Source organism: Roseateles sp. (assembly GCF_047654805.1).
In the GTDB taxonomy this organism is placed as follows: domain Bacteria; phylum Pseudomonadota; class Gammaproteobacteria; order Burkholderiales; family Burkholderiaceae_C; genus Pelomonas.
This window is the reverse complement of the sequence record NZ_JASGIV010000001.1, coordinates 351,841-365,700: the sequence shown is the minus strand read 5'-3', so window position 1 is coordinate 365,700 and position 13,860 is coordinate 351,841. Positions and strand designations below refer to the sequence as shown.

At 69.0% G+C, this 13,860-nt stretch carries 14 protein-coding genes; 2 read left to right on the top strand and 12 right to left on the bottom strand.

What is annotated here, in order from left to right:
- Positions 1-20: 20 nt before the first annotated feature.
- Genes QM732_RS01710 through QM732_RS01700 form a run of 3 tightly spaced genes read right to left on the bottom strand, consistent with a single transcriptional unit; the run spans position 21 to position 2,901 of the window.
- Positions 21-1,142, bottom strand: coding sequence for a glycosyltransferase (locus QM732_RS01710; protein ID WP_415654483.1), 1,122 nt, complete (start codon positions 1,140-1,142; stop codon positions 21-23).
- Positions 1,139-1,705 carry an acyltransferase gene (locus tag QM732_RS01705; protein ID WP_415659319.1) on the bottom strand — a complete coding sequence of 189 codons (567 nt, stop codon included), beginning with the start codon at positions 1,703-1,705 and terminating at the stop codon, positions 1,139-1,141. Before QM732_RS01705 ends, QM732_RS01710 begins: the two co-directional genes overlap by 4 nt.
- A complete protein-coding gene (locus QM732_RS01700; RefSeq protein WP_415654482.1) occupies positions 1,705-2,901 on the bottom strand; it encodes a lipopolysaccharide biosynthesis protein in 1,197 nt (398 codons plus the stop codon). The genes QM732_RS01705 and QM732_RS01700 overlap by 1 nt, the downstream gene beginning before the upstream one ends.
- 45 nt (positions 2,902-2,946) lie before the next feature.
- Between QM732_RS01700 and lysS the strand changes: the two genes are divergently transcribed.
- On the top strand, positions 2,947-4,452 hold the full coding sequence (gene lysS / locus QM732_RS01695; RefSeq protein ID WP_415654481.1) for a lysine--tRNA ligase: 1,506 nt from the start codon (positions 2,947-2,949) through the stop codon (positions 4,450-4,452).
- A gap of 181 nt (positions 4,453-4,633) precedes the next feature.
- The gene (locus QM732_RS01690; RefSeq protein WP_415654480.1) at positions 4,634-5,428 is read left to right on the top strand and encodes an SOS response-associated peptidase family protein; all 795 of its coding nucleotides are present in this window, start codon (positions 4,634-4,636) and stop codon (positions 5,426-5,428) included.
- Positions 5,429-5,470: 42 nt separating this feature from the next.
- On the opposite strand, the gene QM732_RS01685 is transcribed toward QM732_RS01690, so the two are convergent.
- From QM732_RS01685 to QM732_RS01645, 9 genes are all read right to left on the bottom strand, one after another.
- Positions 5,471-6,208, bottom strand: a complete 738-nt coding sequence (locus QM732_RS01685) for an ATP-binding cassette domain-containing protein (protein ID WP_415654479.1) — start codon at positions 6,206-6,208, stop codon at positions 5,471-5,473.
- On the bottom strand, positions 6,205-7,347 hold the full coding sequence (locus QM732_RS01680; protein WP_415654478.1) for a sugar ABC transporter permease: 1,143 nt from the start codon (positions 7,345-7,347) through the stop codon (positions 6,205-6,207). Before QM732_RS01680 ends, QM732_RS01685 begins: the two co-directional genes overlap by 4 nt.
- A gap of 8 nt (positions 7,348-7,355) precedes the next feature.
- Complete coding sequence (locus tag QM732_RS01675; protein WP_415659318.1) at positions 7,356-8,375, bottom strand: substrate-binding domain-containing protein; 1,020 nt, start codon at positions 8,373-8,375, stop codon at positions 7,356-7,358.
- Positions 8,376-8,491: 116 nt separating this feature from the next.
- Positions 8,492-8,866, bottom strand: a complete 375-nt coding sequence (locus QM732_RS01670; RefSeq protein ID WP_415654477.1) for a DUF4148 domain-containing protein — start codon at positions 8,864-8,866, stop codon at positions 8,492-8,494.
- A gap of 191 nt (positions 8,867-9,057) precedes the next feature.
- Positions 9,058-9,846 carry an enoyl-CoA hydratase gene (locus QM732_RS01665; RefSeq protein WP_415654476.1) on the bottom strand — a complete coding sequence of 263 codons (789 nt, stop codon included), beginning with the start codon at positions 9,844-9,846 and terminating at the stop codon, positions 9,058-9,060.
- Positions 9,843-10,925 carry a DUF3108 domain-containing protein gene (locus QM732_RS01660; protein ID WP_415654475.1) on the bottom strand — a complete coding sequence of 361 codons (1,083 nt, stop codon included), beginning with the start codon at positions 10,923-10,925 and terminating at the stop codon, positions 9,843-9,845. Before QM732_RS01660 ends, QM732_RS01665 begins: the two co-directional genes overlap by 4 nt.
- Before the next feature lie 50 nt (positions 10,926-10,975).
- Entirely contained in the window at positions 10,976-12,685 is a 1,710-nt protein-coding gene (locus QM732_RS01655; RefSeq protein WP_415654474.1) for a M61 family metallopeptidase, read from the bottom strand.
- Complete coding sequence (locus QM732_RS01650) at positions 12,685-13,122, bottom strand: DUF3429 domain-containing protein (RefSeq protein ID WP_415654473.1); 438 nt, start codon at positions 13,120-13,122, stop codon at positions 12,685-12,687. The genes QM732_RS01655 and QM732_RS01650 overlap by 1 nt, the downstream gene beginning before the upstream one ends.
- 4 nt (positions 13,123-13,126) lie before the next feature.
- On the bottom strand, positions 13,127-13,858 hold the full coding sequence (locus tag QM732_RS01645) for a DsbC family protein (protein ID WP_415659317.1): 732 nt from the start codon (positions 13,856-13,858) through the stop codon (positions 13,127-13,129).
- Positions 13,859-13,860: the final 2 nt, after the last annotated feature.

Below are 13,860 nucleotides of genomic sequence, written 5' to 3'. Positions count from 1 at the left end.
GCAAAGCGGGCGTGGGGACCTCATGACGCCGAAAGCTCCCTGAGCCGCGTGAGGAAGCGCTGCACATGGGGCTCGAACAGCCCATGGGCAGCCACCCAGTCGCGGTTGGCGGCGGCCAGCCGGGCCGTGTCCAGTGCCGCCATGCGGGCGGGCAGGTCGTCCAGCGCCTCCGCCGCGTCGGACACGATGAGGCCGCGCGCCGAATCACCGATCAGCTCGCGGTTGGCCGGCAGCTCGGACAGCAGCGGCACGCAGCCATGGGCCATCGCCTCCAGTACCGACACCGACACCGAGTCGCTCTCGGGCAGGCTGAGGAACCAGGTCGAACGCGCATAGTGCGAAGCCTGCGCGGCAGCGTCCAGCCGGCCGACGAAGCTGATCCGGTCGATCAGGCCACGCGCTGCCACGCCGGTCTCCAGCGCCTGGCGCAACGAGCCGTCGTTGGCGACGACCAGCCGCGCCTCGGGCTGCGCCTCGGCGATGCGTGCAAAGGCGTCGATGACCCGTTGCGGCCGGTAGATGGGCTCCAGCCCTCGGTTGGCGAAGCACAGCCAGGGTTGCTTCTTCGCGTTCTGCTTGGGCATGGCCTCAAGGCCGAAGGGGAAGACCATGACCTCGCCCGCGCCCAGCTCGCGCATGCGCTGGGCCATGTGGGCGGAGTCAGACGTCGTGATGGCACAGCTCTTCAGCGCCTTCTTCGTCAGCCACTTCCAGCTGCCGCCGCGGTTGGGCGTCACGAGGATGTCGCTGCCCCAGGCCGAGCCGGCGATCTGCGCGCGCAGCCGCCAGCCCAGCTTGGCCGCCCAGGCCAGCGTGCCATGGGAGGTGAGGTAGTGGGCATGCAACCAGTCCGCATCGGTCTGGGCCAGCCAGGCACCTACTTTGGGCAGTTGCTTGACCAGCGCGACGTTGCCGCCGCCATGCTCGGGTGCCGTGTTCAGTGCCAGGCGCTGGGCATCCGGCAGCAGGCGGTGGAACTCGGGCAGGAAGCCGCGCGACGAGATGGCGTGAAGTTGCACGCGCGGCGCGAGCGCACGGGCCCACTTCAGCAGGTGAGGACTCTCGCCGTCGCCGATGAGTACCAGCTTGAGTCCGCCACCCAGGCCCGGCCGGCCCTTCGAGGCATCCAGCGCGGAGCTCATGGTGGCCCTCCCGCCCAGGCCTCGTAGGCCTCGCGCAGCTCGGGATGGCGCGCCAGCAGCGTCGCATCGCGCTCGCGCGTGTCGCCCACCTGGCGGGCCGGCTGGCCGGCCATGATGGCGAAGTCCGGCGTCGCACCACGCAATTGGGAGTAGGCGCACAGGATGGCCCCCTTGCCGAGCGTGCTGCCAGGCTCGATGAGGCTGTGCGGGCCGACGAAGCTGTAGGCGCCCAGCCGCACCGGTGCCTTGCGGTAGCCGGGCGGCTCGCCGCCCAGGGCCGCGAAGCGGCGGCCGTTGACGCGCAAGGCGTCGTGAGTGCTGTGGGTCACGATGGAACAGAAGTTGGTGATCTGCACACCCTCCTCGATGACGAGGCCGGCACCAGCATCTATGAAGTTGAACTGGCCGATGAAGACATGGTCCGCGAGCCGCAGCCCCGCCTCGCCCTCGATGCAGGTGCTGGGTGCGATGCGCGAAAGCGGCGCGCCGGCCTCGCCGAACAGCATGCGAAAGCCGATCAGCCGCACGAAGCGACGGCGAAGACGATTGATGAGGACGCGCATCATTCCCAGGTCCACAGTGCCCAGAAGAAGTAGCCGAAGTAGAGCAGCATCGCCGCCGACACGCCCCAGCCCGCACCCGCCAGGCCACCGTGATGCAGGCCCACCGCCAGCCCGGCGACGAACATCGCCTGGCCAACCAGCGCCAGCTTCAGCGCCCAGGCCTGGGCGCCCCAGGCCAGCGTCACGACGGACAGCGGCGCGGCGATGAAATGCAGCGCGACATAGGGCGCCAGCGACCGGGCCAGCTCGCCCGCGCCACGCCACTCGGCGCCGAACAAGGTCTCGAACAGCCTGGGCCCGAAGGCCAGCAGCGCCACCATCAGCGGCAGGGCCATTGCCGCCAGCAGCAGCAGTTGGCGGCGCACCAGCGCACGGGCCTCGATGCGGCTTGCCGTGCGCGTCAGGCGCGGATAGAGGGCCTGCGACAGCGAACCTCCAATGAGGCTGGCCGGCGCCTTCAGGTAGCGCAGTGCCAGCGCCCAGGCACCGGCCTCGGGCGCGCCCAGCCAGGCGGCCAGCAGCGCGATGGCCAGGGTGTCCTGCAGCGCACCGGCAAAGGCGTGGGGGGTGTTCAGCAGCGGGAAGTCGCGATGCTTCAGGGCCATGGACCGCAGTTGCTGCGGCCCCAGCAGCCCGCGCCAGCCCCCCGCCGGCGCGGGCCGGGCCTGCACGGCCGCGGCGACGCCGGTGGCCAGCGTCGCGCCGGCCATCAGGCCCCAGGGGCCGGCCTGCAGCAAGCCCAGGCCCACCTGGGCCAGCGCCCCCCCGCCCCATTGCGCGATGCGCCCCCAGGCCAGGGTCGCGAACCGTCCGGCACGCGCCGCCCACTGGCCCAGGGCCTGGCTGGCTGCCAGCGCCAGCACGGCCAGCGGCAACGCGGCGGCAACATGCAGGCCGGTCCAGGCCATCCACAGCCCACCGACAAGCACGGCCGCAGCCACGACGGCGGCCAGCACGCGCAGGCACAGCGCCATCAGCGCGGCGGCGCCCTTCTCCCCCGTCTCCAGCGCCAGCGCGAACTCGTAGCGCGCACAGCCGACGACGGCCAGATTGCTTGCCACCGTCCATACCAGCGAGAACTCCCCGTACTCCGCTGGCGTATACAGCCGCGCGATCCACGGCCCCAGCAAGAGGGGCACGGCCTGGGCCAGCGCGCTGCCGGCGATCAAGGTGAGAGTGGCGCGCGTCAGGCTCATAGGGGCGCGAGATTCTAGAATCGACGGTTCGACTGAAGGCCCGCAATGACTCAAGCACCTCCTCCCCCGCCCATCGACGACAACCAACTGATCGCCGAGCGCCGCGAAAAACTGGCCGCGTTGCGGGCCGCCACGGCGGTGCCCTTCCCCAATGACTTCAAGCCCGCCCATCGCGCCGCTCCCCTGCAGGCGCAGTACGGCGAGGTGCCCAACGAGGAGCTGGAGCCGCAAGCCGTCAAGGTCAGCGTGGCCGGCCGCATGATGCTCAAGCGCATGATGGGCAAGGCCAGCTTCTGCACGCTGCAAGACGCTACCGGCAGGATCCAGTTGCGCGTGACCATCGACAACGTCGGCGCGGAGGTCTACGAGGCCTTCAAGAAGTGGGACCTGGGCGACATCCTCGCCGCCGAGGGCACGCTGATGCGCACCAAGACCGGGGAGCTCTCGGTAGCCGTGACGACGCTGCGGCTGCTGACCAAGAGCCTTCGCCCCCTGCCGGACAAGTTCCACGGCATGACCGACCAGGAGCAGAAGTACCGCCAGCGCTATGTGGACCTCATCACCGACGAGGACGCCCGCAAGCGCTTCGTCGCGCGCAGCCACGGTGTGTCGGCCATCCGCAGCTTCATGGTGGAGCACGGCTTCCTGGAGGTGGAGACGCCCATGCTCCACCCCATTCCCGGCGGCGCCAACGCCAAGCCCTTCATCACGCACCACAACGCGCTGGATCAGGAGATGTTCCTGCGCATCGCGCCCGAGCTGTACCTGAAGCGGCTGGTGGTGGGCGGCTTCGAGCGCGTGTTCGAGATCAACCGCAACTTCCGCAACGAAGGCATCTCGGTCCGCCACAACCCCGAGTTCACGATGATGGAGTTCTATGCGGCCTACTGGACGCATCACGACATCATGGACTTCACGGAGGCCGTGCTTCGCCATGCGGCCATCGCCGCCACTGGCAGCGCCGCATTGACCTATGCCGGCAAGCCCGTGGCGCTGGACAAGCCCTTCGCCCGCGTGTCGGTGCGCGACTCGCTGATCCAGTTCGCCGGCCTGACCGCCGAAGAGGCCGACAACCCCGAGGTGCTGCGCGCGAAGATCGTCGCCGCCGGCGAGCAGGCGCCCGCGCGCTGGAGCCTGGCCGAGCTGCAGTTCGGGCTGTTCGAGGCCGTCGTCGAGGAAAAGCTCTGGGAGCCCACCTTCATCATCGACTACCCCGTCGAGGTGTCGCCGCTGGCGCGCGCGTCGGACACCGACCCAAAGATCACCGAGCGCTTTGAGCTCTTCATCACCGGCCGCGAGTACGCCAACGGCTTCTCGGAGTTGAACGATGCCGAGGACCAGGCCGCGCGCTTCCAGGCCCAGGTGGCCAACAAGGACGACGGCGACGAGGAAGCGATGTATTACGACGCCGACTTCATCCGCGCGCTGGAATACGGCATGCCGCCGACCGGCGGCTGCGGCATCGGCATCGACCGGCTGATGATGCTGATCACGGACTCGCCGTCGATCCGGGACGTGATCCTCTTCCCTGCGCTGCGCCGGGAAGCCTGACGCATAGCCCCTGTCCGGCCCGGCCTGACGACGTGCAGGTCGGTGCCTGTGGCGCCCTTGCAGGCCGACGGCCTGCAAGGGCGCTTTGCCTTGGGCGCAGCATTGCCTTTTTCGTCTCGCACCGCGCAAATGCTGTGTTTTTACACAGTATCATCCGGGTCGATTCGTCAAGGAACTTCGCGTGCGCAGCCATCACGATCCCGTCATCGACGCCGCCCGACTGCTTTCGGCATTCGGCGTGACCTTGCCGGCCGGCGTCGAGCTGGATCCGGGGAGCCCCGACGGCACGGCGCCCTTCATCGTCCAGGCCGGGCAGCCGGTCACCGACGCACTGGGTGACGTCCGTGTCGGCACTTGGGGACGGCCGCCCGCTTTCGCGCAGCAGGCCGGCACGGCCGCGCAGGCCCACTGCCGTGTCGAAACCATGAAGTCGGACCCGGCCTTCCGGGAAAGCTGGTGGTCCGGCCGACGTTGCGTCGTGCCGGTGGAGAGGCTCACCGAGTGGTGCCATGTGTCGGGCCGGCTGGGCCTGTGGGGCATCCGGGGCGCGAACGAAGCGCCGATGGGGCTGGCCGGCCTGTGGAAGGCCTGGACACACCCGACGGGCGACACGGCACTCTCGTTTTGCGTGCTGACCCTCAGCGCCGACGGGCATGCCATCTTCGATCGCCTGAAACACCCGGCCCATGACAAGCGCATGCCCGTCATCCTGTCCTCCCAGGCGCAGCGGCAATGGCTGCACGGCTCGTGGGCACAGGCGGAACAGTTGCTCGTTCGCTGCCCTGCCGAACAACTGCATGCATTTGCGCTGGAGCCCGCGAGCGGGCCGTCACGGCTGGACGGCCCCGACGAAGCAGACATGTTTGCGGACGAATGGTGGGCCACCACGCCCCACGTGCCAAGCAAGAAGCGCATCGCCGTGCGGCGCAAACCGGTCGATGCGACCGTACCGACTACTGGAGACCTCTTCAGCTGACGAAGCTCAGCGCTTTTCCAAGGCCTTGATGCGCGCCCAAAATCACTTCGGCGCCTTCCCCGCAATGATCATCGCCAGCACCTCGTCCTCGGTCACGTCCGCCGTCCGGCAGGTGGCAACCGGCCGACCGTTCTTCATGACCATCAACCGGCTCGACAGCGCGAACACGTCCGGCATGTCGTGCGTGACGAGCAGGATGCCCACGCCCTCGGCGCTCAGGCGGCGGATCAGGTCGTGGACCATCGCCGTTTCGGCCGGTCCGAGCGCCGCACAGGGCTCGTCCATGATCAGCACGCGCGCCTTGAACTGCAGCGCGCGCGCAATCGCCACGACCTGACGCTGGCCGCCCGACAGGGACATCACCGGGTCGGCGATGTTCTTGAAGTTCGGATTCAGCCGCGCGAACAGCGGCATGGCGGCGGCACGCATCGCGGCGTCGTCCAGCAGGCCCAGGCGCGTGCGCATCTCGCGGCCCAGGAAGAGGTTGGCGACCGAGTCGAGGTTGTCGGCGAGGGCCAGCTTCTGGTGGATGGTCTCGATGCCGGCCGCGCGCGAGTCAGCCGGGCTGGCGAACTTCACTGGCTTGCCTCCCAGCAGCAGCTCGCCGCCGTCGAAGGGCAGCGCGCCGGCCAGCATCTGCATCAGCGTGGACTTGCCGGCGCCGTTGTGCCCCAGCACGGCCAGCACCTCACCCGGCGCCAGGCTCAGGGAGACGCCGTCGACTGCATGCACGCCGCCAAAGGACTTGCGCGCCTCGCGCACTTCGAGCAACGCGCTCATTTCTGCACCACGCGATCAAAGACGACCGCCGCCACCAGCACCTGGCCCAGCACCACCATGCGCCAGCCGATGCCCACGTCGGTCAGCAGCAGGCCGCTGTCGATGCTCTGGATGATGAGGGCGCCCAGCACGGTGCCGCCGACACTGCCACTGCCGCCTGAGAGCGATACGCCGCCGATGACGGCCGCGGCGATGACGGTCAGCTCCATGCCCGTGCCCATCGAGTTGGTGCCCGCGTTCAGGCGGGCCATCGCGACGACGGCCGCCAAGGCCACCAGCGCCGCCAGCAGCAGGTTGAGCTGGATCATCACGCGTCGCACCGGGATGCCGGCCAGCCGCGCCGCGTCGGGATTGCCGCCGATGGCATAGACATAGCGGCCGAAGCGCGTGTGCTTGGCGACAAAGCCCAGCAGCAGGACGACGGCCACCCAGATCACCAGCGGCAGCGGCAGGCCCTGGCCCTGCTCCTGGCCTTCGATTCGGTAGGCATTGAAGACAGCCACGGTGCCGAACACCGCGAAGGCTAGGAGGCCTGCCTTGAGCAGCGCGTGCCTGGCGTCGCCCGGCCTCGCGCCGGCCCGCACCTGCGCGCGGCGCTGCATCACCTGCCAACCCCAGAGCAGCGCGACGAGGCCCGCGCCCAGCAGCCAGCTGCCGGGCTCGCCCAGCGAACCGTCCAGCCCCCCGCCCAGTGCCAGCAACCAAGGCTCGGTGACGGGCTGGGTCTTGCCGTCCGCCACCAGGAAGGCCACGCCGCGCAGCGACACAAGTCCGCCCAGAGTCACGACGAAGGAGGGGATGCCGACGACCGCCGACAGCCAGCCCTGGAACAGTCCCACGGCCAGCGCCAGCGCGAGTCCGGCCAGCAGCGCCGCGACGACCGGCCATCCCTGCGTGTACTGCAGCCAGGCCATCAGCACGCCGACGGCGCCGAGCAGCGATCCCACCGCGAGGTCGATCTGGCGCGCGACGATGATCAGCGCCATTCCGCAGGCCACGATGCCGACGACCGCCGTCTGCTGCGCGATGTTGTAGAGGTTCTCGGCCGTCAGGAAGCTGCCGGTGAGCAGGTGAAAGCCGATGGCGATGGCCACCAGCACGGCCGCCATGACGACGAGCCGCTGGGTCTGCGCGCTCATCCCGGCTCCTACTTGCAGGCGGCCGGAGCCTTGGTGGCGTCGACGCCCTTGCAGACGACGGCCTTGGGCACCCAGCCGGCGCCGATGACCTGGTCGAGGTTGGCCTGCGTGATGGCCACGGGCGCGAGGAACTTGGCCTGCAGGCTGACCTTGCGCTCGCCGCCCGCCCAGGCCGCGGCGCCCGGCACCTTCTGGCCGGCGGCCAGCTGCACGGCTGCCGCGGCGGCTTCCTTGCCCAGCACCCGGGAGTCCTTCCAGACCGACACGGTCTGCGTGCCCAGCGCCACGCGGTTCAGCGCGGCGTGGTCAGCGTCCTGGCCGCTGACCGGCACGCCCTTGATGCCCCGGCCGGCCAGCGCGGCGATGGCGCCACCGGCCGTGCCGTCATTGCTGGCCACGACCGCATCGACGCCGCCCTTGAGGCGGGTCAGGATCTGCTCCATGTTCTTCTGCGCCACCTCGGGCTTCCAGCCGTCGGTGTATTCCTCGGCGACGATCTTCACGGCGCCTTGCCTGACGGCATCGGCGAGTGCGTCTTGCTGGCCGGCCCGCAGGAAGTCGGCGTTGGGATCGCTGGGCGAGCCCTTGATCATCACATAGCGGCCCTGCGGCTTGACCGCCAGCACCGCCTTGGCCTGCAAGCGTCCGACCTCGCGGTTGTCGAAGGTCAGGTAGAAGACCTCGGGCGCCTCGATGAGGCGGTCGTAGGCCACCACCGGCACCTTGCGCGCCTTGGCCTTGTTCAATGCAGGCAGGATGGCGTCCTTGTCCATCGCCAGAATGATGAGGACCTTGGCCCCCTTGGCCAGCAGCGACTCGACGTCGCCGATCTGCTTCTCCGGCGAGCCGCCAGCGTCAGCGCTCACGTAGCTCGCGCCCAGCCGGGCCAGCTCGGCCTTGATGGCGGACTCGTCGGTCTTCCAGCGCTCTTCCTGGAAGTTGGACCAGCTCACACCGACCACGGGGCCTGCCGCAAGCGCTTTCAAGGAAGCCGCCAGCAAGACGCCGGCCACCCACATCTTCTGCATTGCCATCTTGTCTCCAACGCCCGGTTTCTTTTTGGTGGGCGGCGGATTCTAGGAACGCAGGCAACAAAAAAGCGACCCTTGCGGGTCGCCTTTCATCGGCTTGAAACCGCTTTGTTTCAGCGGGAGGCCAGGCCGGTTGCCGGGCGCGTGATGCGGGCCGGGAAGTCCCCCAGCTCGCGGGCGGCATTCTCGCCATGGTCGGCGGCCAGCGCGGCGGCAGTCTTCTCATCGGCGCGCACTTCGGTCGGCTTGACCGTCAGCACGGCCTGGCGGGGCAGCTTGGCCGTCGCCACGGCGGCGGCCTTGGCAGAGGCCGGGGTCGTCAGTTCGACGCCTTTTTCACCCTGGATGGCAGCCAGTTCACCGCTGTTGCGGGCAGCCACCAGATCGGCGATGACTTGCTCGCGGGTCAGCGGGGTGTTGGTCTGGGCGGAAGCCGCACCCACGGCGGCGAGGGCGATGGCGGCGATGACGGTGGACAGCTTGCTCATGACGGGCTCCTTCGGTGTCTGGCAGGAACGTCCTGCTTTGGGGTCACTCCGGACATCGCGACCGCGGTGTCCATGGCCAGAACTGTAGGCAAGCGATCTCAGTAGAAACACTAGGCTAACGGGAAGTGACTATTCATGCAACGCAAATAGTCATCCCCGTCGCGTCACCGTTAAGCCACAAAACGAGCTGATCATCGATGCTCGAAGTTCGGCGCCCGCTTGGCCAGGAAGGCTTCCATGCCCTCACGCTGGTCATGGCTGCCAAACAGCGCATGGAAGTAGCGGCGCTCCACGGCCACGCCGTCCGTCAGCGGGCCCTGGTAGGCCAGGTTGACGAGCTCCTTGATGAGCATCACGGACGGGCCACTGAACCCGTTGATCGCTTCAGCGGCCGCAAGTGCCTCCTCAAGCAGCTTGGTCGAAGGCACGACGCGCGACACCAGGCCGGCGCTCTCGGCCTCCGCCGCGTCCATCATGCGGGCCGTCAGCAGCATGTCCATGGCCTTGCTCTTGCCCACGGCGCGCGGCAGGCGCTGCGTGCCGCCAGCGCCAGGGACGATACCGAGCTTGATCTCGGGCTGACCGAACTTGGCCGAGTCGGCCGCGATGATGAAGTCGCACATCATGGCCAGCTCGCAGCCTCCGCCCAGGGCAAAACCGGCCACGGCCGCGATGACGGGCTTGCGCACCCGCAGGATGGTTTCCCAGTTTTTGGAGATCAGGCCGCTCTTGAAGGCGGTCGCGAAGGTGTGGGGCAGCATGGTCGGGATGTCGGCGCCTGCCGCAAAGGCGCGCTCGGAGCCCGTCAGCACGATGCAGCCGATGCCGTCGTCGGCGTCGAACGCGAGCAGCGCCTCGCCCAACTCGTCCATCAGCTGGTCGTTCAGCGCGTTCAGCGCCTTGGGGCGGTTCAGAGTGATCAGCGCGGTCTTGCGCGGGCCGTCGCCGTGGACGGCGGTGATGATGCATTCATAGGTCATGGTGCGGGTCTCCTGGAGGGATCTATGGATTCTGGCGCGGCCTGCAGCGGCGCGCGCTTGAGCATGAGGTCGATGTAGTTGTCGGCGTCCTGGCGGATGACGAGTCGCACGGGCAGGTATTGCAGCGCCGGTGCAAGCCAGACCTCGGCCGTCAGGTCGCCGCCGCTGGCACTTCGGCCAGGCCTGAGATGCCAGCTCGCGACGGGCCCCATCGGGGTATCCAGCATCTCCTCGCCCACAACCTCGTACTGCCAGGCGTACTGCCGACGCGGCAGTACCAGCGGGAAACGCACGACATGCCCGGCCTGCAGCGGCTCGCGGCCGGTCAGGAACAGCCAGGTCAACTGAACGAACTGGCTGGCCGAGTCCTGGCTGCCCCGCTGCACCGGTTCACGCCTGCCGTTCGCGAGCTGGACCTCTGCACCCTGGAAGAGCACGCTGCTGCGCCGGGCATCGACGAGGAGGAGCTTGGTCTCCTCGTCATAGCGCTGCGGCGCGATGCCATCGGACGTGAGCCGGCCCTGGCTGCTCATGCGACGCGCCACCAGGCCGACGTCGACGTCGAGATGGACCTGGTAGTCCCTGCCCTTGCGCAGCCATTCGACCTGGGCCTGACCGGTCACCGGCCCGCGGTAGTTGCCGCTCAGTACATAGCTCAGCCGCGTGGACAGCGGCCACTCGGGCCCGGGCTCGTCGCTAGACACGGCCGATGCAGCGACCGCGACGGGCGGGACGGCTTCGGCGGGCACCGGAGCCACTTCAGCGACAGGCTCGGGAATGGGTAGGCGCTCGGGCGCTGATGCGGGGTGGGAAGCGGGGTGGGATGCAGGCTGTGACGCGGCCGGAGCTGCGCCGGGCATGGCCTGCGCAGCGGGTGCGCGCCGGGGCGGTGGCGTCGCGTGCACGGCTGGCGCCTGCATGGCCATCTCCCGCACGAACTCGACCTGCATGCGCGCCGGGCTGGGCGGGGCATCGTCGCGAACCCAGCCCTCCTGGATGCGCTGCACCTCGCGGCCCAGCAACAGATGCAAGGCCAGCACGGCCAGTACCAGCAGCACCGGTGGCCGGGCGGTCTTCATGGCGTGGCCTGTCAACACGACACCAGTGGGCCGCGCCAGTAGGCCGCAGGCTAGTCGCCAAGCCAGCGCCGGCGTGCGGCATGCGCGCCTTCGGCCAGGTCCAGCACGACACTGGCCGGCCGAGGCGGGGGCAATGCGACGTCGAGTTCGACGAGGCGCTGGTCGCGGCTGACAAGCAGGCGCAGTCGCGTGTCGCCGGCCGCCAACAGGGCCACCGCGTCGTCCATGCGGCGCAGCCGCCAGCCGTTGCAGGCAATGACTTCGTCGCGCGCGTTGAGGCCCCCCGCTGCCGCGGCGCTCCCGCTCAGCACATGGGTGACGGCGATGCCTGTCAGCGCGCTTTCGCGCACGCGCAGGCCAAGGCGCTGGGCCACGGATTGGCGTCCTTCGTCGCGCCAGTCAATGCCCGCGGCACCGAGCAACTCGCGCAGCGGCAGCTCGGCGACGCCATGGACCCAGGCACGCAGCTGACCGCTGAGCTCCTCGCCACCGAGGGCCACCACGGCGCCGAGGATGTCGGCCTCACTGACCGGCCCGCCCGCACTTGCCTTCCACAACCGGGCCATCAGCGCATCCAGGCTGGACCTGCGTGCACGCAGGCTCAGGTCCAGGCACAGCGCGACAAGCGCTCCCTGCGCGTAGTAGTTGCTCGTCGCATTGGGGCTGTTCTCGTCCGGGCGGTAGTACTTGGTCCAGGCCTCGAAGCTGGCCGAGGCCAGTGGCTGCACATGCCGGCCCGGCGAGGCCAGCACGCCGTTGACCGAGGCGGCCAGCAGCTTCAGGTAGCGCCCCGCATCGACGAGCCCGGCACGGCGCAGCATCAGCTCGTCGTAATAGCTGGTGAAGCCCTCGAAGAACCACAGCAGCTCCGTGTAGTTCTCGCGCTGGTAGTCGAAGCGCGCGAACTCGGACGGGCGCAGCCGCTTCACGTTCCAGGCATGGAAATACTCATGGCTGAAGAGCCCAAGCAGCCGCGTGTAGTGCTCGCCCGGCGCCCCCCCTTCGGCGGCCGTCGGTAGCTCGCGCCGCGCGCAGATCAGCGCCGTGCTGGCACGATGCTCCAGGCCGCCATGGCCATCGTCCACGGCCCACAGCAGGAAGCTGTATCGCTCGAAAGGTGCCCCTCCCCAGAAGGCGATCTGCGCCTCGCAGATGCGCTGCACGTCGGCCAGCAGGCGTTCGCCGTCAAAGCTGGGCCATGCACCCGCGACGACGATGCGGTGCGGCACGCCAGCCGCCTCGAACTCGCCCTGCCAGTGCGGACCGATCTCGAAGGGATGGTCCAGCAGTTCGTCGTAATCCACCGCCTCGTAGCCGCCGCCTTGCTCGCGCATCTCGGTCGCAACCCGCCACCCCCGGGGCACTCCAGCCAGTTCGATGCGGTGCGCACCGCTCTCGCGGCCGTGGGCGCGCAGGCACAGGCTGCTGGGGTTGAAGAAGGCGCGCTGGCTATCCAGCCAAGCGGTGCGCACCGACGCGTCGAAGGCGTAGACGTCGTAGCTCAGCACCAACGCGGCGCGGCCGCTGCAGCGCACACGCCAACAGGCCTTGTCGATCTGCTCGACGGCCAATGCCTGGCTGCCCTGGCGGGCCGTGAGGCCACTCAGGTGCTTGGCGAACTCGCGCACCAGGTAGCTGCCCGGGATCCACACCGGCAGGCTGAAATCCTGCTCGGCAGCAGGCGCCGGCAGCGTCAGCGTGACGCGATAGTGGTGGGCCGAGATGTCGGCCAGCTCGATACGGTAGCGCAGCACGGCCATCAGCTGCCTGCTGCGGCCAGGAAGCAGCACATAGCCGCGACGGCCGTGAGCCGGAAGCGCAGCGTCAGCCAGCCGGCAGCGCCGAGCTGCGGGTAGAGGCGCCGGTCCATCACGTAGCAGGCGATGAACACGCCACCATGCAGGGCCAGCCCGGCATAAGGCGACATCAGCACGCCCAGCCAGCCCAACGACACGGCAACGACGCCCCAGGCGAGCGGCAGCCGGCCCGGCATGCCGCGGGCAAACGACAGCCCCCAGTGGATACCGCCCAGAAAGGCGATGACCAGGCCCGCATAGGCGGACAGCGCGAGGCTGACGAAGGCGTGCTGGTCAAGATTGCGATCGGCAATCAGCCAGATCAGCGCGCAGCCCAGCACCAGCGGTGCCAGGCCGGCATAGCCCAGGCGATGCGCGAACCGGCTCGGATCAGCGCTCATGGGGTCAGGACTTGCCGGCCGGCGCGTTCAGGGCCTGCAGGCGCTTCTCCAGCTCCGCTGCGCCAACGGCGCCCGGGATGCGGGAGCCATCCTCCAGCACGATGGCCGGCGTGCCGTTCACATGGATCCTGCGCGACAGGGCCAGATTACGCTCGATGACGCCGTCGTCGCAGCCCGGCGTCGACTTCGGAGGCATCTCGCCCCTGAGCATCCAGCCGAGCCAGACGCTGGTGCTGTCCTTCGCGCACCAGATCGAACGCGACTTCTCTGGCGAATCGCCGCCGAGGATGGGAATGAGGAAGGTGTAGACGGTCACGTCCTTCATCTCCTGCAGGCCGCGCTCAAAGCGCTTGCAATAGCCGCAGTTGGGGTCAGCGAAGACGGCAATGCGGCGCTTGCCGCTGCCGCTCTTCCAGACCATGGCGTCCTTGAGCGGCAGGCTCGCGAAATCCACGCGATTGAGCTGCGTGACACGCTCCTCGGTCAGGTTCTTGCGCGTCTTCAGGTCAAGCAACTCGCCCTCGATGAGGAAGCTGCCGGTCGGGTCCGTGTAGCGGATCTCGTTGCCGATGCGCAGCTCCCACAGGCCGGGCATGGGGGCGGGACGCACCTCGTCGACTTTCAGGTTGGGCAAGCGTTCCGTGAAGGCCTTGCGGATGACGGCCTCGTTGGCAACGGCGGGCAGGCTCAGCACGGCCAGCAGGAGGGCGGACAGGGTGGGACGCTTCAGCACGATAG